Origin of the sequence: Lawsonibacter sp., assembly GCF_022777125.1 — a bacterium.
In the GTDB taxonomy this organism is placed as follows: Bacteria; Bacillota; Clostridia; order Oscillospirales; family Oscillospiraceae; genus Lawsonibacter_A; species Lawsonibacter_A hominis.
This window is the reverse complement of the sequence record NZ_JALFGV010000166.1, coordinates 1-16,673: the sequence shown is the minus strand read 5'-3', so window position 1 is coordinate 16,673 and position 16,673 is coordinate 1. Positions and strand designations below refer to the sequence as shown.

The window sequence follows — 16,673 nt, the reverse complement described above, 5'->3', positions numbered from 1 at the left end:
TTTGACAAGTTCGGCGGGGTAGTCGTCCCCGGCGATACGGATTGTCTTTCGGGCTGTGCAGACGGTTTCCAGCATGATTTCTACAATCTCGTCCAAACGGTCTTTATCCATTTTGGGGTCTTGAATGAGAATGTCATAGTCAATGTTGTCTTTGATGATTTCCCGATAAATCTCTATTGCTCTGTTTGTTTTCGCTTCCGTTCTTTTCCTTTCCGGCGGCGTAGCCGCTTCGTCCTGCTCATAAGGCAAGGGATTTAGGGAATGGAAAGGAATGGAACGGGTACTTGATAGATCAGTAATTGATTTTTCTGTATTTGATATATCTTTATTTAATTGCGTTGGATTTTCCAACGTAGGTTTTTCCTGTGTAGGTTTTTCCAACGTTGGATTATCCAATGTTGGATTTTCCAATGTAGGTAAATCCGATGTAGGCGGCTGCGGCTGCTCATATATGACATAATCCGCACCGCGCAAACGTCCTTTCTCGTCGCGTTCCCGGCTGCGGACGATATATCCGGCTTTTTCAAGTTCTTTGACCGCTTCGCGGATTGCGTCGATCTTCTCCCGGTTGATGTGAGATAAGCCCGCAAGGGTATAATCCCAATCTTCGGGTAAGGACAGCATTTGCGAAAGCAAGCCTTTTGCCTTTAAGGTGAGTTCCTTATTGCGCAAGTGGTGGTTGCTCATAACGGTATAGCCCGTATTTCTCTCAACTCGGAAAACTGCCATTTTTTATCACTTCCTTTCTCGGTCTGCGTGGAGTATTAGAAAGCCGTTTTCGACGGTTTTGGTATTGCAGTATGCCTTTGCTGTTTTTGTGTCTGAAACGCCTTATATTGCAAGGACTTTTTCGCGCCTAACGTTCCACGTTACCGCCTGTTTTCGGGCATAAAAAAACCGCAACTCTTTTCAAGCTGCGGCGACATATCCTATTCACTTAAAAACGCCATATCAAGGCTTGTCCAACCTTGCTACGGCGTTTTAGGTGTAATTATAGGGGTTGTTTAATTGTCTTTAATGTGCTGAAAGCCGCATGGTTACGGCATTTTCCTTGTTGTGCATATATTGACGGGGCAGTGGGGCCCGTGGGGCCGGTGGGACCCGTGGGACCGGTGGGGCCCGTGGGGCCGGTGAGGCCCGTGGGGCCGGTGGGGCCGGTGGGGCCGGTGGGGCCCGTGGGGCCCGTGGGGCCCGTGGGACCGGTGGGGCCCGTGCGGCCAGTGGGGCCGGTGGGGCCCGTGGGGCCGGTGGGGCCGGTGGGGCCCGTGGGGCCCGGCACAGGACAGAACTGCGTACAACAGCAACAGCAGCAGCAGCCGTTGTCCCCACTGTCGTTGGGCCGATAAATATTCATAAGAGGCAAAAAGCTCCTTTCGCTTGGTGGTGGCCGCGCCTGGCGCGGCATTTCTTGACGGACCGCTGGTTCCGCCGTCCCATACTATGCCGTTGCGCCGGCCGCCGTGCCGGGGAAAAATAGCGGTTGACTTTTCCGCTGCAGGCACATATACTGTGGGTATAACAAAATATGGTCGGATGACGGGGCCGGGAGAGTGCGATTTGATTCGCCGCCGAAGGGGAAGCGCAGTGATCTCTCAGGCATCAGGATCGGCCCCCGACGAAGCTCTGGAAAGCGGAGTTCCGCTCCGCGCCGAAGAGGCAATCCCAGCGTATGGCGCCTGATTTCCGGCAGGTACCGCACCGCTTGGGGGAAAACTTTCAGGTTATGGGACAGAGGCGCATGGCTTATTTGCCATGCGCTTTTTTGCGTCCAAAACAGCGTTCCGTGCCGCCGCATGCGGCGGCACGGAACGACGAAGGAGGAGCAACCGATGGAAAAAAAGACCCCGCTCTACGACCGCCATGTAACGGCGCTCGGCAAGATCGTGCCCTTCGCGGGCTGGCTGCTGCCGGTGCAGTATTCCGGCGTGATTGCCGAGCATATGGCGGTACGCCAGGCCTGCGGACTGTTCGACGTATCCCATATGGGAGAGCTGGTGCTCCGGGGCGCGGACGCTCTGGCAAACGTGAACCGCCTGATGACCAACGACTTTACCGGCATGTACGCCGGTCAGGCCCGCTATTCCCCCATGTGCTACGAAAACGGCGGCGTGGTGGACGACCTGATCGTCTACAAATGCACCGATACGGCCTACCTCATCGTGGTCAACGCCGCCAACAAGGACAAGGACGCCGCCTGGGTCGCCGCCCATCTTACCGGGGCGTGTACGATGGAGGACCGCTCCGACTCCATCGCCCAGCTGGCCCTCCAGGGCCCCCGCGCGCAGGCGATCCTGCGCCCTCTTGCCGGGGAGCTTCCGGGGAAAAATTACTCGGCCGTGCTTCAGGGCGCGGTGGATGGCATCCCCTGTCTCATCTCCCGTACCGGCTATACCGGGGAGGACGGCTTCGAGCTCTACTGCGCCCCCGGCGACGCTCCCCTGCTGTGGGATAAACTGCTTTCGGCAGGCGCGGACTACGGCCTGATCCCCTGTGGTCTGGGCGCCCGGGACACCCTGCGGCTGGAGGCGGCCATGCCCCTCTACGGCCACGAGCTCTCCCCGGAGATCAACCCCTACGAAGCAGGGCTCGGTATCTTTGTGAAGCTGGATAAGCCGGACTTCATCGGAAAAGCCGCCCTGCAGGCCGCCCGCCCCGTGTCCCGCCGCCGGGTAGGCCTGCGGATGACCGGCCGCGGCATTGCGCGGGAGCAGTGCCCGGTGTACGGCGGCGACCGGCAGATCGGCCTGGTCACCTCCGGCACCCACTGTCCCTATCTGGGCCACGCCGTGGCCATGGCCCTGGTGGATGCGGCCTTCCAGGAACCGGGCACCAAGGTCCAGGTGGACGTACGGGGCCGCCGGGTAGAGGCCGAGGTCGTCAAAACCCCGTTTTACCAACGAGCGTGATCCCAATACGGTATGTATTCCAACCCGATATTATCATCAGGAGGTCATTCTTATGAACATTCCCACCGAGCTGCGCTATGCCAAGAGCCACGAGTGGCTGAAGGAGGAAGACGGGGTCTGTACCGTAGGCCTCACCGATTTTGCCCAGGATTCTCTGGGGGACATCGTCTTCGTCAACCTGCCCCAGGCGGGGGACGCGGTCACCGCCGGGGAGGCCTTTGGGGACGTGGAGTCCGTCAAAGCCGTCTCTGACGTCATTTCCCCCGTCACCGGCGTGGTAAAGGCGGTCAACGACGCCCTGCTGGACGACCCCGCCCAGGTGAACGCCGATCCCTACGGCGCCTGGTTCATCCAGGTGGAGTCCGTCACCGATACCGAAGCGCTGCTGGATGCCGGGGCCTATGAGGCCCACTGCGCAGAGGAGGGCTGACCGGCATGGGAAGCTTTCTGCCCTCCACCGCGGCCGAGCGCGCCGGTCTGTACGCCGCCCTCGGTCTGAGCGGCCCGGCGGATCTGTATGCCGACGTGCCTGCGTCCGTGCGCGTCGGCGGAGCGCTGGAGCTGCCCGCCCCCATGAGCGAGCTGGAGGTGCGCCGGACCCTGGAGGCGCTCTCCGGTCAAAACACCCGGTTTTCCACCATTCTGCGGGGCGCGGGCGCCTATGACCACTACATTCCCGCCGCCGTGGGGCGCATCGCCGCCAAGGAGGAGTTCGTCACCGCCTACACCCCCTATCAGGCGGAGATCAGTCAGGGCATCCTGCAGTCGATTTTCGAGTTTCAGACCATGATCTGCGAGCTGACCGGCATGGACGCCGCCAACGCCTCGGTATACGACGGCGCGTCCGCCGCCGCCGAGGCGCTGGCCATGTGCCGGGACCGGAAGCGGACGCGGGCGGTGATTTCCGGCGCGGCCCACCCGGACGTGATCGCCACAATCAGGACCTATTGTTTCGGCTCCGGGATGGAGCTGGCCGTGGCCCCCGTGCGGGACGGCGTCACCGACCTGACCGGCCTGCTGGACGAGACCACTGCCTGCGTCTACGTGCAGCACCCCAATTTCTACGGCCAGCTGGAGGACTGCTCCGAGCTGGCCGGAGCCGCCCACGGCGCCGGGGCCAAGCTGATCCTGGGCGTGAACCCCGCCACGCTGGGGGTGCTGCGCGCCCCCGCCGACTACGGTGCGGATATCGCCGTGGGGGAGGGGCAGCCGCTGGGGCTCCCGCTGGCCTGGGGCGGGCCCTACCTGGGCTTTATGGCCGCCACTGCGCCCCTGATGCGCAAGCTGCCCGGCCGCATCGTCGGGGAAACGGTCGATGCGCAGGGGAAACGCGCCTTCGTGCTCACCATGCAGGCCCGTGAACAGCACATCCGCCGGGAAAAGGCCTCGTCCAACGTGTGCTCCAATGAGGCTTTGTGCGCGCTCACCGCCTCGATCTACCTGTCTCTTCTGGGGCCGGAAGGCCTGCGGCAGGTAGGCGAGCAGAGCTGCGCCAAAGCCCACTACCTGGCCGGGGCGCTGTGTGCGCTCCCCGGCGTCTCGCTCCGCTTCCCCGGTCCCTTCTTCCACGAGTTCGTCACGGAACTGCCCCGCGCGCCTCAGGTGCTCGCCGCCCTGGAGGCAAAGGGCATTCTGGGCGGCCTCCCCGTGGAGGGCGGCCTGCTGTGGTGCGTCACCGAGAAGTGCAGCAGGTCTGAGCTGGATGAGGCCGTCGCCATTGTAAAGGAGGTGCTGGGCTGATGGAACTCATTTTTGAACGCAGCCGTCCCGGCCGGGGCAGCGATCTTCTTCCCCCGCCGGACGTGCCCGCCTCCCCCCTGCCCGAGGCGCACCGCCGCGCCGCCGCGCCCCGCCTGCCGGAGGTGGCGGAGAGCGAGGTGTCCCGCCACTATCAAGCCATGGCCCGCCATGCCTTCGGCGTGTGCGACGGGTTCTATCCTCTGGGCTCCTGTACCATGAAGTATAACCCCAAGCTGGGCGAAGACCTGGCCGCCCTGCCCGGCTTTACCGGGATCCACCCGCTCCAGCCGGAGCACACGGCGCGGGGCTGCCGCTCGGTGCTGGACCGTGCCGGCGCATACCTGTGTCAGATCACGGGCATGGACGAAATGACCTTTCAGCCCGCCGCCGGAGCCCATGGGGAGTTTACCGGGCTGCTGCTCATCAAGGCCTACCATGTCCACCGCGGAGATACCGGGCGCACCGTGATCCTGGTGCCCGACTCCGCCCACGGCAACAACCCGGCCTCCGCCGCCATGGCCGGCTTCACGGTCAGGAGCATCCCTTCCACCGCGGAGGGCCTGGTGGACCTGGAGGCGCTGCGCGCCGCCTGCGGCGCCGATACCGCGGGTCTGATGCTCACCAATCCCAACACCGTGGGCCTCTTCGAGCGGGATATCCTGGCTATGACCGAGATCGTCCATGCGGCGGGCGGTCTGGTGTACTATGACGGGGCCAACCTCAACGCCATCATGGGGGTGGCCCGGCCCGGCGACATGGGCTTCGACGTGTGCCACCTGAACCTGCACAAAACCTTCGCCACCCCCCACGGCGGCGGCGGCCCCGGCAGCGGCGCAGTGGGCTGCAAGGCGCTTCTGGCGCCCTATCTGCCCGGCTCCGCGCTGGGCGGGGGCGGCGGGGCACGGTCCATCGGCCAGGTGCGCGCCTTCCACGCCAATTTCCTGGTGGTGGTGCGGGCGCTGGCCTACCTGCTCACCCTGGGCAATACCGGGGTGCGCCAGGCCGCCGAGGGCGCGGTGCTCAATGCCAACTACCTCAAGCACCGGCTGGAGGCTGCGGGCTATTCCTCCGCCTATCCGGGGCTTTGCATGCACGAATTCGTGCTCACCCTGGAGCAGCTGAAAAAGCAGACCGGCGTATCTGCTCTGGACCTTGCCAAGGCCATGCTGGATCGGGGCATGCACCCGCCCACCATGTACTTCCCGCTCATTGTCCACGAGGCGCTGATGTTCGAGCCCACCGAGACCGAGACCCCCGAAACGCTGGATCGGGCGGCCCAGGCTCTGGAAGCGCTTTTGAAGACCGCCCGGGAAAATCCCCAGGCGCTCCACGCCGCTCCGGTCACCACTTTGATCGGCCGTCCGGACGAGACCGCCGCCGCCCGCCGTCCGGTGGTGCGTTACGGCTTTGAGGAGGGCTGATATGTACGATCTGTTGGTCCTCGGCGGCGGCCCCGGCGGCGCGGCGGCCGCCCGCCGGGCGGCCCAGGCTGGCAAGTCGGTCGCCCTCTTCGAGCCCCGGGCCATCGGCGGCACCTGTCTGAACCGTGGGTGCATCCCCACCAAGGCGCTGCTCCACGGCGTCGGGCCCGGCTGCGATTTCGCGGCCCTGGCCGCGGAGAAGGCGCGGGTGGTGGATACCCTGCGCGCCGGCATGGAGCGCCAGCTCGCCTCCGCCAAGGTAACGCTCATCCCCCATCCGGCAACGGTCACCGGGGCCCACACCGTCGCGGCGGGGGGCGTGCGCTATGAGGGGGAAGCCATCCTCGCGGCCGTTGGCTCTGTTCCCGCCCGCCCGCCCATTCCCGGACTGGACCTGCCCGGCGTGGTCACCAGCGACGAGCTGCTGGAAGACCTGCGCCCCCGGGAGCGTATGATCATCCTGGGGGGCGGCGTCATCGGGGTGGAGCTGGCCTGCGTGTGGGCCGCGGCCGGGTGCCGGGTTACCATTTTGGAAGCTCTGGAGCGCATCCTGGCCAACCTGGACCGGGAACTGTCCCAGAGCCTGACCCTGCAGCTGAAACGGGACGGTGTGGAGCTTTTGACCGGGGCGCACGTGACGCGCATCTCCCCCGGCCTTACCGTGCACTTTACCCACAAAGGCGCGGAGCAGACCGCTCAGGCGGAGACCGTGCTGGCCGCCATGGGCCGCGTCCCCGCTACGGCGGGATTGTTCGCAGGCGTGGAGCCCGCCATGGAGCGGGGCTTCCTCCAGGTCAACGAGCGCTTCCAGACCTCGATCCCCTCCCTCTACGCCATCGGGGACGCCATCGGCGGGGCCATGCTGGCCCACAAGGCGGAGGCGGAGGGGTGCGCGGCGGCCGACCTGCTGCTGGGCCGGGCCCCCGTCCGCGGCGTGTCTCCCGTCCCCGCCTGCGTGTATACCGATCCGGAGATCGCCCAGGTGGGCCTGACCGCCGACGACTGCAAGGCACGGGGCATCCCTTTCGCTGCGGGCAAATGCGTCATGGGCGGCAATGGCCGCACCCTCATCGCGGGCGGCAAACGGGGCTTTCTCAAGCTGGTGTTTCACGCGCAGACCCACGCCCTGCTGGGGGCCTGTCTGTACTGCTGTCGGGCCACCGATCTGATTTCCGAGTTGACCCTCGCGGTGACCCTGGGCCTGACGGCGGAGCAGCTGCTGCGCCCGGTACGGCCGCACCCCACCTTTTCCGAGGCCGTCACCCAAGCCGTGGAAGCCGGTCTGGCGGCCCTGACGCGCTGAATGGGCCGGGCTTCAAGTGGGAATCGACATTTCCGGCAAGCTGTGCTATGATACTCTTATACACCGTTTGAAAAGGAGCGATTCCAATGCGCAAACATGTTTCCCGGTTCCTGCCGCTTCTGCTGGCGCTGGCGCTGCTGACGGCCCCCGCCGCCCTGGCCGTGGGGGAGGACGTGCCCGGCCTGCCCCAGGCCAGCCTGACCGACACCGCCGCGCTGGACCTGATCAACCAGGTGCAGCTCTCCGCCGCCGGGGCGGACGTGTCCGCCGCCGCCCTGACCGGCGACGCGCTGCCCCAGTCCCTGAGCGCCGACGACCTGGCCGGCGTCTGCTCCGCCAACGATACCCTGGTGCGCGTCACCGTCACCGGGGCGGAGCTGAAGGCCTATCTGGAGTGGGCCGCCGCGTGCTACAACCAGTGGAAAAGCGGCGATATCGGCATCTCCTTCCAACCGGAGCGCCCCGCCCATACCCGGGACGTGTTTGCCGGCGTGGACTACGAGCTGGACCTGTCCAAGCCCGCGGGCGAGCGGGTGCAAAACGTCCGCTTCCGGGGCGCGCCCCTCAGCGACGATCAGCAGCTGAAGCTGGTCGTAAGCAGCGAGCGCTATGCCGTACAGCTCAAGGGACAGTCTCTGATCTCCGGCGAATATGACTGGTCCAGCCGGCAGACGCTGGGCGCGCTGATCTCCGACTATCTGACCGGGCATGCGGCGCCCGCGGCGGCGGACGGCAACTGGAGCATCACCGGCGTGGACCTCTCCCTGGACAGCGCCGAGCGGGCCACGCTGGTGGCGCTCATCCGCAGCGGCCAGCTGGAGACGCCCTATGCCAAGAGTCTGAACCTGAACCACTACGAGGTAAAGAACCTGCTGGCGTCGGCCAACAACGTAAAGCTCTCCGATTTAGACCAGTTCGGTACCGCCGCCTCCTTCGCGGACGCCGACGGCGTCCCCTACTTCCGCCTGCGGGACCTGGCCTTCCTCTTTACCGGCTCCAAGGACCAGTTCAACGTGCGCTGGGACGGCAAGGTGGTGGTGCAGCGGGGCCAGGCCTATGACGGCGGCGTACTCCCCCTGCCCTGGAGCATCCCCGCCTCTGCCGCCGCCGTACCGCCCGCAGAGATCACGGTCAGCGTGGACGGCGCCGATGTGCGCGTATCCGCTATCGCGGTGGACGGGCACTACTACCTGAGTGTGGAGGGGGTCAACGCCCTGTTGGGCACCTCCGCCACGGTACAGGACAAAACGCCGTGATCTCCGCGCGGCGGTTTCCAATGGCTTTCTCCTTTGGTTTGACAAACCGGCCCGGCGGCTTCTTGCCGCCGGGCCGGTTTTATGCTAGAATGATATCTCAGCGGATCATTTTGTGGAAAGAAGGTGGGCGCATGCCCCTGCCGAAACTGATCGTGGTCCTGGGGACCACCGCCTGCGGCAAAAGCGGGCTGGGGGTGGAGCTGGCCCGCCGTTTTGACGGGGAGATCGTCTCCGCCGACTCCCGGCAGGTGTACCGTGGGCTGGATCTGGGCACCGGGAAGGTGACGCAGGCGGAGCGGATGGGGGTGGCGCACCACATGCTGGACGTGGTGGACCCCAACCAGAGCTATTCCGTGGCAGACTTTCAGCGGGGGGCCTATGACGCCATCGACGCCATCCGCGCCCGGGGCCGCACCCCCTTTCTGGTGGGGGGTACGGGGCTGTATGTCCGCGCAGTGACCGAGGGCTTTACCTTTACCGACGCCCGGCCCGATCCCGCCCTGCGCGCCCAGCTGGAGCGCAGGACCACCGCCGAGCTGTACGCGCTCTACCAGGCCCGGACCGGGAAAACCCTCGCCGGCGGGGAGGAAAAGAACCGCCACCGGCTTCTCCGCGCTCTGGAAAAGCTCTCTGCCGGGGCGGTGGAGACGCCCCCCTGTCCCCGGTATGACTGTCTGCTGCTGGGCATGACCTTTCCGCGGGAGGTGCTTTGCCGCCGCATCGACGAGCGCCTGCAGCGGCGCATCGACGACGGGATGATCGAAGAGGTCGCCAACCTCCGCGCGAATGGGGCCCGCGATCTCTTCCTGGAGGGGCTGGGGCTGGAGTACCGCTACATCCTGTGGTACCTCACCGGGCGCATTCCCACCCTGGACGCGCTTCAGGACGAGTTGGGCCGGGCGATCAAGCGTTTTGCCAAGCGGCAGATGGTATGGTTCAAAAAGGACCGGGATGTGCTCTGGCTGGATACGGCGGTCGATCCCCTCCCGCAGGCGGTGGCCGCCACGGCGGAATTTCTGGGGCGGCCTTCCCAATTCTGACCGAAAATCTTTACCAAATCATAATCTTTTCTCCGTGGCGTTTTTCGATTTGACCGGTATACTGGTTCCCAGAAACCGATCAAAGGAGATAACACCATGTGGGAGTTTCGCTACAAAAACGACTATCTCAACTGTGTCTACGATCTGATGGCGGACGCCGCCGTACAGTCCATGCGCCTGCTGCCCCAGCACCGCGCGGGCGTCAGCTGCTACCACCACTGTGTACTGGTAAGCTATTCCAGCTGGCGTTTGTGCCGGGCCCTGGGCCTGGACGGCCGGGCCGCCGCACGGGGCGGCCTGCTGCACGACCTCTATCTCTATAACTGGCGGGACAAGGCCAGCCATCCCGGCATCCGCCACGCTGTCCAGCATCCGGAGGTGGCGCTGAAGAATGCCAGGGCCCGCTTCTCTGTGACTGAGACGGAGGCGGACATCATCCGCTCCCACATGTTCCCCCTCACCCCGACCAGGGTGTATCACTGTCTGGAGGCTCTGGTCGTCAGCACCATGGACAAGCTCTGCGCCGCCGCCGAGCTGCTGGGTCTGGTGCCCTGGCTCACCCGCCGCCGCGCGCGCCCCATCTGGCAGGACGCAGACTGGGCTCCCGCCCCGCTGCGCCGGGCGGGCTGAACTGTCTTTGTTTATCTCTGCAAAAGCGCGGGCCGGATCGATTCCTCCGGCCCGCGCTTTTTTCTTATGGATCGGGCAGCAGGCCGGCCTCTACCACCCGGTAGGCCGGACGGTAGGCCGCCCGATAGGCCTGGGAGTGGGAGAGCGGTGGATAGCCCTGAGCGGCGTAATCCATCAGATACCGTTCTGCCGCCGCCCGCCCGAAGGGCAGCCTTCCCTCCCGCGCCAACGCCCGCAGGACGTCCAGCCGCTGCAGCAGGCCCTCCAGGCTGCCCCGTCTGCGCTGCGCCGTATCGGCAAACCAGCCGTTGAGCTGTTCCGGCGTAATGCCATGCTCCGCCAAAGCGGCCAGGTGCACCCGTACCAGTCCGCCGCCGATCGTCTCCGCCAGCGGCGCGCCCGGCCGCTGGCGGACGCCCGCCAGTTCCGTTTTCAGCCGCGCCAGGCTCTCCCGCCGGTCCCGGATCAAGTGCCCGCCGGCAAACTCGCTCTGATAGGCCAGTTTGACCGCATCACGCGGCTCCATCCGGGGATAGCGCGTCCCGTGGTCCTGCAGCGTCCCGCTCCAAGTCTCCATTGAGCATCATCCCTCCCTTTTTCAGCGCCATCACGATCAGCGGGATGAGCACGATATGGCAGACGATGCCGGGCACGGCGTTGATGACCGCCCCCGCCCAGAAGGCGGAGAGCGGGAATTCCGTGTGCTGGAGCCCCGCGATACAAAAGCGCGCCGCGCCCCAGACGATCCGCCCCAGCACCATAGCAGCGAGCAAGCTCACATAAAGATAGGGCGTGCGTTTGGGCAGCAGCCGGTACAGCGCCCCCGAGCAGGCGCCGTAGGCCGCCAGCTCAAAGGCCATGGCGACGCTGGTGAGGATAGGGGGCATACCGAACAGTGCGGTGCGCAGCAGCGGCGCCACAAAGCCCACCGCCAGTCCCCAGGGCCAGCCGCAGACGAAACCGCACAGCAGCACGGGGATATGCATGGGACTCAGGGCGCTGCCGATTTGGGGGATCTGCCCGGTGAGGAAGGGCAGCGCCAGGGCCAGCGCCAAAAACACGCCGGAAAAGGCCAGACGTCTGATCTGGATGTGGATGGGATGTTTCTTTTTCATAAAACCTCCTTGCATCAAAAGAAGGCATTGCTTTTTCTCCACGAAAAAACAATGCCTTCTTAGCATTTCCTTCAAAAGCGGAATGGGTGCCGATCGGGTGCAGCGGACGCGCGTGCCGGGACTTCTGTCCCCGGGGCCCGGCTTCGTGCCGGAAACCTCTTCGTAATGTAGTATAGCAGGTGCGCCCCCGGCTGTCAATCCCGGCCGTCCAGGGCTTTCTCCAGTTCCCCCAGGGCGCTCTCCAGCAGGGCGCTCACCGAGCGCTCCTCCACCCCCGCTACGATGGAATCGCAGCGGTTGAGGGGAATGAGGATCTTTTTGGCCCGGGCCTGACCCACGGCCACCGCCATAGCCGGGGAGATCTCCCCCAGCAGCGCATCGGCCACTACGATCCCAAGCGGGCCCAGTATCACATCGGCCCGGCGGCAGGCCACCGCCATGGCGTTCTCCCCGGTAGCCGCCTGCTGGGCGCCGCCCTTGAGCATGGCGGCAGTGGCCATGCTGTTGGTGCCCACGGCGATCACCGCCGTCTCCGGGAAGCGCTCCCGGATGCACCGGATCAGCTGCTGCCCGATGCGGCCTCCCTGCCCGTCGATCACCAGAACCTCCATATGCGCCCTCCTCTCGTATTGCTTCTATCCTACCACACGTCAGGCCCGAGTGCAATCGCAGCATCCGCCTGCAAAACGGATTCCCCCGGGCCGGTGGGTTTTACCGCCGGCCCGGGGGAACGGGCAGCTTCTGTGCGCAGACGATCTCAGAAGGGCTTATCCTTCTCCTCTGCATAGAGGAACGGCAGGATGGAAGCCAGGTTGCTGTATTCCTTGATGTTATGCCCATAAAGGGCGCGGGGGCCCGCCTCGGGGACGCTGACGCCGTCGGGCAGGAGCTTGACGATCTCCCCCTGGCCGTTGGGACCGTAGCCCATCCAGAACCGGGAGCAGAACAGGATCCCCCCCTCGGCCTGTTTGGCGACGTGGGTCATGACGGCCGGGGTGCTGCCCACGCCGTAAGCGCACACCATAGCCTGGCAGGCGGGGGTGCCGATCTTCTCCAGACGGTAGCCCAGCTCGGACGGTTTGCAGAAGCAGAGCAGCAGCGGATCAGGGCCGAAGCCGATGTCCTCCACGATGTCGTGCTTCACGCCCCAGGTCTTCTGGGCCGTCGGGACGGCGGGGTCCTTTACGTAGTCGGGCCGGTCGGCGCGCGCGTGCCAGTGGTCCTCCGGGTCCCACAGCTTGTAGCGCAGGTCGGAGGTAACGCTGTGCCAGCCGAACCACCAGTTGAACATCTCGGCGGTGACCCCGGGCATGAAGGTGGTGTTGGCCACAAAACCGGTCCCGTCGGGCGCCACGCAGAAGCCGTTGTCCAGGCCGGGCACATCGGCGTCCTGAAAACGCCCGCGCGCTGCAAAGGGCAGGGCGGCGGCAGGATCGGCGGCGGGGCCGTTCCAGATGTCCAGCTTCTCCTGCGGGATGGGAGCCAGCGGCTTATGGAAGTATTTGGCGTAGGGAAGCCGCTCCTCCTCTGCGCTCAGCTTGGGGCGTTCCAGTTCCAAAGGCATAAGGATCCCTCTTTCCGTTTGATTTGCTATGCAAACGCACAGCAAAATGGCCATGTACCGCCTGGGGCGGCACGGCCTGAAATCAAAGCGCGTGGACCGGGACGGCCTACATGCGCAAAAACTTCATGCGTTGTCCGTTTTGCCTATGATCGTGGTGCGCCTGTCGCGCATAAAGTTTTATGCCTTTATCATAAGTTATCCGGGGTTTTTTGTAAAATATGAGTTTGGAACGTTCTTATTCCAGTTCGGGATGGTCCTCCTCCAACAGCGTGAGCAGCCGGGGAATATTGGGGTTTTCATTCCGCTCCCGCCAGACGGCCACCCGGTCGAACGCGTCCCCGCCCGGCTGATCCTCCTCCGCCAGCGGCAGGAAGACCAGTCCCGGGTGGTCCCGGTATTGGAAGTCCCCCATCAGGCCGTAGGCGTCGTCGTGGACCTGGAGCTGGAGCATCATGGACTCATGGCTGGTATGGCGCAGGGAGCGCCGGGGCTGGAACTCCTTTTCCGCAAAAAAGCGCATCATGTTCACATAGCCGTTGGGCGTCACGTCGGGGCGCATGGTGTAATAGGTCAGCTCCGCCAGATCCTTCAGGTACAGCTGCTTTGCTCCGGCCAGGGGGCTTTGGCTGCCCAGCAGCACATACATACGCCCCCGTCCCACGGTGCGCCGGCGCAGGTGGGGGCGGTCCAACAGCTCAAAGGCCATGGTGAAGGCCACGTCCAGATCCCCGCTCTCCAGCCGCTCCAGCAGCGTCCCGAATTCAAACCAGTCCAGGGAGAGCTCCACCCCGCTCCAGCAGGCATGAAACCGCCGCGCCAGCGCCACGATCTCCGTGGGCACGACGCTGAAAGCGCCCAGAGCCAGCCGTCCGTGCTCCCCGCCCTGTTCTCTCTGCAGGGCGGTCCGGGCCGCGTCCATGCGGCGGAGGATATCCACGCTGTCCCGATAGAAGCCTTCTCCGGCCGCCGTCAGGCGCACCATGCGGGTATCCCGCAGAAACAGCTGTGCGCCCAGCTCCCGCTCCAGCTGGTTGATATGCTTGCTGACCGCGCTCTGGGCGATATACAGCTCCTTGGCCGCGCCGGTGAAGGAACCGTGATTGGCCACGGCGACAAAGGTCCTGAGCAGCTTGCTGTCCACGTTCTCCCCCTCTTCCGTCCTGGGAATCCTGTCATCCGAAAAAGGGATTTCCCTTTTCCGGCAAAATGTGCTTTAATAAATAGTAACCGATTTTTCCCCTGAGCGCAAGGAGGTCTCATCTTTTGCTGTCCAATCTTTTGACGGTCACCGGTCAGGTCGGCGCCCTGTTTTTGATGATGGGGGTGGGCTTTGCCTTGGCAAAGCTGGGCAAGCTTACCGAGCAGGCCAGGGGCCAGCTGTCGTACCTGCTGCTCTATATCGTCTGTCCCTGCGTTATGGTAGACTGCTTCCAGGTGGAACGCACCCCCGATCTGGTGCGGGAGGTAGCGCTGGGCGCGGCGCTGGCCACCGCGTGCTACGTGGTCTATCTGTTGATTGCGCTTTTCTTTTTTCGCAGGGAGTCTCCCGACGTGCGGGACTGCCTCCGCTTCGGCACGGTATACGGCAACATCGGCTTTATGGGCATCCCGCTGGTCCAGTCCATTCTGGGGGCGGACGCCGTCATCTACGGCGCGTTGTCCCTGGCGGCCTTCAACCTGACGCTTTGGACCCTGGGCGTTTTGGTCATGGGCGGGAAGCAGGCCTTTTCCGTGAAAAAGGCGGCCGTCAATCCAGGCGTCTTAGGCCTGGCGGTGAGTCTGCTCCTCTTTCTGGGCAACGTGCGCCTGCCCGCGGTGTTGGGCAGCGCCGTCTCCTTCCTCAGCGACCTGAACACGCCTCTGGCCATGGTGGTCATCGGCGGACAGCTGGCCTGTGCCGACCTGGCCGCCACCTTCCGGCAGGCGCGGCTGTATCTGGCCTGCTTTCTGAAGCTCATCCTCGTCCCGGTTCTGACGCTGCTGGCGCTGCTGCCGCTGCGGCTTTCGCCGGGCCTGTACTGCGCGCTGGTGCTTCTCTCCGCCACCCCGGTGGCGGGCATCACCAGCCTCTTCGCCCAGCAGTTTGGCCGCAACCCCACTCCCGCCGTCCAGTTCATTACCCTGTCCACACTGCTCTCCATCCTCACCCTGCCTCTTTTCGCCGTAGCCGCGAAAATGATCAGCGGATTCTAAGGCCCGTTTTCAAACAGGCCCGGCCGAGCAGAGCGCCTGTATTCAAAGGAATACAGGCGCTCTGCTCAGCCGGGCTTAGGGGCGGCGGACCGGGTTTATTCAAAGGGGGCCAGTTCCCAGCGGATGAAATATCCCTGAGGATGCTTGCAGACGGGACAGACCGCCGGGGCCATGGTGGCGTCGATGATCTGTCCGCAGTTGAGACACATCCACTTCACTTCCACATCGGACACAAAGAGCTTTCCCTGTTCCAGCAGGTCCGCAAACCGGCCGAACCGGTCGCCGTGGGTCTTTTCGATCTCGGAGATCATGGAGAAAGTATGGGAGATCTCCTCGAACCCCTCCTCCTTGGCGGCCTTGGCAAAGCCCTTATAGTCGTGATCCCACTCCTGATACTCGTTGTGCTGTGCCGAGCGCAGATGCTGGAGCAGTTCGGGGTAGAGCTCGACCGGATAGGTGCCGTCGATCCGCAGATTTTCTCCGGAGACGCTCTGGAGCAGGTTATAAAAGACCTTGGCGTGGGCCCGCTCCTGGTTGGCGGTAAAGGTAAAGATCCCCTCAATGACCTGCAGGTTCTTTTTCTTGGCCAGTCCGGCGGCAAAGGTATACCGGTTGCGGGCCTGGCTCTCTCCGGCAAAGGCCCGCAGCAGGTTGAGCCGGGTCTCGCTCTGTTCAAAGGCAATGGACATACGGCGTTCCTCCTGTTCTATGGATATGGAAAGTATGTCCACCTCCGGGGGCGGTTCTGCGCAAACCGGCGCCGGGCTCACGCCCGGCGCCGGTTACGGCGGTTTTCTCACGCTTCCAGCTGCTTTTCCAGCCGCAGCTTGATGGACTGGAGGAACACGCCGGTGTCTACGGCTGTGGCGGGCGTCTCGCCTTCCCACAGTCCGGCCAGGTCCTTCGTCATGATTCCGCTCTCGATGGTCTCGATGCTGGCCCGTTCCAGCTTGTCGGCAAACTCCCCCAGCGCGGCGATCCCGTCCAGTTCGCCCCGCTTGCGCAGGGCCCCGGTCCAGGCAAAAAGGGTGGCCATAGGGTTGGTGGAGGGGTTTTCTCCCTCCAGATATTTATAATAGTGCCGCGTGACGGTGCCGTGGGCGGCTTCGTACTCATACTTCCCGTCGGGGGAGACCAGTACGGAGGTCATCATGGCCAAGCTGCCGAAGGCGGTGGAGACCATGTCGCTCATCACATCGCCGTCGTAGTTCTTGCAGGCCCAGATAAAGCCGCCCTTGCTGCGGATGACCCGGGCCACCGCATCGTCGATGAGGGTGTAAAAATAGGTGATGCCAAGCGCTTCGAACCGGGCCTGGTACTCCTTCTCAAATATCTCCTGGAAGATATCCTTGAAGGTATGGTCGTACTTTTTGGAGATGGTGTCCTTCGTGGAGAACCACAGGTCCTGCCGGGTGTCGACGGCATACTGGAAACAGGAGCGCGCAAAAGAGACGATGGAGCTGTCCTTGTTGTACTGCCCCTGGAGCACGCCGGCACACTCAAAC

17 protein-coding genes, 1 pseudogene and 1 riboswitch are annotated in these 16,673 nt (G+C 64.2%); of the genes and pseudogenes, 9 read left to right on the top strand and 9 right to left on the bottom strand.

Annotation, left to right across the window (positions count from 1 at the left end; all coding sequences use genetic code 11):
- The coding region (locus tag MR825_RS13745) for a DUF6017 domain-containing protein (RefSeq protein ID WP_287881216.1) at positions 1-729 on the bottom strand (729 nt) is incomplete at its 3' end.
- A gap of 346 nt (positions 730-1,075) precedes the next feature.
- Positions 1,076-1,279: pseudogene (locus tag MR825_RS14485) on the bottom strand (hypothetical protein); the annotation flags it as partial.
- Positions 1,280-1,533: 254 nt separating this feature from the next.
- Positions 1,534-1,618: riboswitch (glycine riboswitch) on the top strand.
- Positions 1,619-1,829: 211 nt separating this feature from the next.
- On the opposite strand from MR825_RS14485, the gene gcvT reads away from it, so the two are divergent.
- The 8 genes from gcvT to MR825_RS13705 all read left to right on the top strand — a co-directional run bounded on the left by gcvT (position 1,830) and on the right by MR825_RS13705 (position 10,296).
- On the top strand, positions 1,830-2,906 hold the full coding sequence (gcvT, locus tag MR825_RS13740) for a glycine cleavage system aminomethyltransferase GcvT (protein WP_287881215.1): 1,077 nt from the start codon (positions 1,830-1,832) through the stop codon (positions 2,904-2,906).
- A gap of 52 nt (positions 2,907-2,958) precedes the next feature.
- A complete protein-coding gene (gene gcvH, locus MR825_RS13735) occupies positions 2,959-3,336 on the top strand; it encodes a glycine cleavage system protein GcvH (protein WP_186908030.1) in 378 nt (125 codons plus the stop codon).
- 5 nt (positions 3,337-3,341) lie between these two features.
- Complete coding sequence (gene gcvPA / locus MR825_RS13730; RefSeq protein WP_186908031.1) at positions 3,342-4,646, top strand: aminomethyl-transferring glycine dehydrogenase subunit GcvPA; 1,305 nt, start codon at positions 3,342-3,344, stop codon at positions 4,644-4,646.
- On the top strand, positions 4,646-6,067 hold the full coding sequence (gene gcvPB, locus MR825_RS13725) for an aminomethyl-transferring glycine dehydrogenase subunit GcvPB (protein WP_287881213.1): 1,422 nt from the start codon (positions 4,646-4,648) through the stop codon (positions 6,065-6,067). Before gcvPA ends, gcvPB begins: the two co-directional genes overlap by 1 nt.
- Position 6,068: 1 nt before the next feature.
- Positions 6,069-7,370 (top strand): dihydrolipoyl dehydrogenase family protein, encoded by a 1,302-nt coding sequence (locus tag MR825_RS13720; RefSeq protein ID WP_287881211.1) that lies wholly within the window; start codon positions 6,069-6,071, stop codon positions 7,368-7,370.
- An 86-nt stretch (positions 7,371-7,456) separates the two neighbouring features.
- Complete coding sequence (locus tag MR825_RS13715) at positions 7,457-8,626, top strand: 5'-nucleotidase C-terminal domain-containing protein (RefSeq protein WP_287881209.1); 1,170 nt, start codon at positions 7,457-7,459, stop codon at positions 8,624-8,626.
- 131 nt (positions 8,627-8,757) lie between these two features.
- Positions 8,758-9,666, top strand: a complete 909-nt coding sequence (miaA, locus tag MR825_RS13710; RefSeq protein ID WP_256175829.1) for a tRNA (adenosine(37)-N6)-dimethylallyltransferase MiaA — start codon at positions 8,758-8,760, stop codon at positions 9,664-9,666.
- A gap of 96 nt (positions 9,667-9,762) precedes the next feature.
- Positions 9,763-10,296 carry an HDIG domain-containing metalloprotein gene (locus tag MR825_RS13705; RefSeq protein ID WP_256175831.1) on the top strand — a complete coding sequence of 178 codons (534 nt, stop codon included), beginning with the start codon at positions 9,763-9,765 and terminating at the stop codon, positions 10,294-10,296.
- Positions 10,297-10,360: 64 nt separating this feature from the next.
- On the opposite strand, the gene MR825_RS13700 is transcribed toward MR825_RS13705, so the two are convergent.
- The 5 genes from MR825_RS13700 to MR825_RS13680 form a co-directional block, all read right to left on the bottom strand.
- Positions 10,361-10,822: a hypothetical protein gene (locus MR825_RS13700; protein ID WP_287881207.1), complete on the bottom strand. Its 462-nt coding sequence runs from the start codon at positions 10,820-10,822 to the stop codon at positions 10,361-10,363.
- Positions 10,809-11,411 carry an ECF transporter S component gene (locus MR825_RS13695; protein WP_256175835.1) on the bottom strand — a complete coding sequence of 201 codons (603 nt, stop codon included), beginning with the start codon at positions 11,409-11,411 and terminating at the stop codon, positions 10,809-10,811. Before MR825_RS13695 ends, MR825_RS13700 begins: the two co-directional genes overlap by 14 nt.
- A gap of 194 nt (positions 11,412-11,605) precedes the next feature.
- Complete coding sequence (locus MR825_RS13690; protein ID WP_287881205.1) at positions 11,606-12,022, bottom strand: DUF3842 family protein; 417 nt, start codon at positions 12,020-12,022, stop codon at positions 11,606-11,608.
- A gap of 146 nt (positions 12,023-12,168) precedes the next feature.
- On the bottom strand, positions 12,169-12,975 hold the full coding sequence (locus MR825_RS13685; protein ID WP_287881203.1) for a DAPG hydrolase family protein: 807 nt from the start codon (positions 12,973-12,975) through the stop codon (positions 12,169-12,171).
- Positions 12,976-13,210: 235 nt separating this feature from the next.
- Positions 13,211-14,116 carry a LysR family transcriptional regulator gene (locus tag MR825_RS13680; RefSeq protein WP_287881201.1) on the bottom strand — a complete coding sequence of 302 codons (906 nt, stop codon included), beginning with the start codon at positions 14,114-14,116 and terminating at the stop codon, positions 13,211-13,213.
- Positions 14,117-14,238: 122 nt separating this feature from the next.
- Here MR825_RS13680 and MR825_RS13675 point away from each other — a divergent pair, with 122 nt between their 5' ends.
- Complete coding sequence (locus tag MR825_RS13675; protein ID WP_287881199.1) at positions 14,239-15,168, top strand: AEC family transporter; 930 nt, start codon at positions 14,239-14,241, stop codon at positions 15,166-15,168.
- Between the two features lie 95 nt (positions 15,169-15,263).
- Here the strand turns inward: MR825_RS13675 and rbr are convergent, their stop codons facing one another.
- Positions 15,264-15,857: a rubrerythrin gene (gene rbr, locus MR825_RS13670; RefSeq protein ID WP_186908043.1), complete on the bottom strand. Its 594-nt coding sequence runs from the start codon at positions 15,855-15,857 to the stop codon at positions 15,264-15,266.
- 107 nt (positions 15,858-15,964) lie between these two features.
- A partial coding sequence (locus MR825_RS13665) for an NADP-dependent isocitrate dehydrogenase (RefSeq protein WP_287881197.1) occupies positions 15,965-16,673 on the bottom strand: 709 nt, incomplete at its 5' end.

Bases quoted from the DNA above. Each gene is read 5' to 3' on its own strand.
- gcvT (WP_287881215.1), top strand. From the start codon at position 1,830: ATGGAAAAAAAGACCCCGCTCTACGACCGCCATGTAACGGCGCTCGGC.
- MR825_RS13720 (WP_287881211.1), top strand. From the start codon at position 6,069: ATGTACGATCTGTTGGTCCTCGGCGGCGGCCCCGGCGGCGCGGCGGCC.
- miaA (WP_256175829.1), top strand. From the start codon at position 8,758: ATGCCCCTGCCGAAACTGATCGTGGTCCTGGGGACCACCGCCTGCGGC.
- gcvH (WP_186908030.1), top strand. From the start codon at position 2,959: ATGAACATTCCCACCGAGCTGCGCTATGCCAAGAGCCACGAGTGGCTG.
- gcvPB (WP_287881213.1), top strand. From the start codon at position 4,646: ATGGAACTCATTTTTGAACGCAGCCGTCCCGGCCGGGGCAGCGATCTT.
- MR825_RS13715 (WP_287881209.1), top strand. From the start codon at position 7,457: ATGCGCAAACATGTTTCCCGGTTCCTGCCGCTTCTGCTGGCGCTGGCG.
- MR825_RS13700 (WP_287881207.1), bottom strand. From the start codon at position 10,822: ATGGAGCCGCGTGATGCGGTCAAACTGGCCTATCAGAGCGAGTTTGCC.
- rbr (WP_186908043.1), bottom strand. From the start codon at position 15,857: ATGTCCATTGCCTTTGAACAGAGCGAGACCCGGCTCAACCTGCTGCGG.
- MR825_RS13685 (WP_287881203.1), bottom strand. From the start codon at position 12,975: ATGCCTTTGGAACTGGAACGCCCCAAGCTGAGCGCAGAGGAGGAGCGG.
- MR825_RS13695 (WP_256175835.1), bottom strand. From the start codon at position 11,411: ATGAAAAAGAAACATCCCATCCACATCCAGATCAGACGTCTGGCCTTT.
- gcvPA (WP_186908031.1), top strand. From the start codon at position 3,342: ATGGGAAGCTTTCTGCCCTCCACCGCGGCCGAGCGCGCCGGTCTGTAC.
- MR825_RS13690 (WP_287881205.1), bottom strand. From the start codon at position 12,022: ATGGAGGTTCTGGTGATCGACGGGCAGGGAGGCCGCATCGGGCAGCAG.
- MR825_RS13705 (WP_256175831.1), top strand. From the start codon at position 9,763: ATGTGGGAGTTTCGCTACAAAAACGACTATCTCAACTGTGTCTACGAT.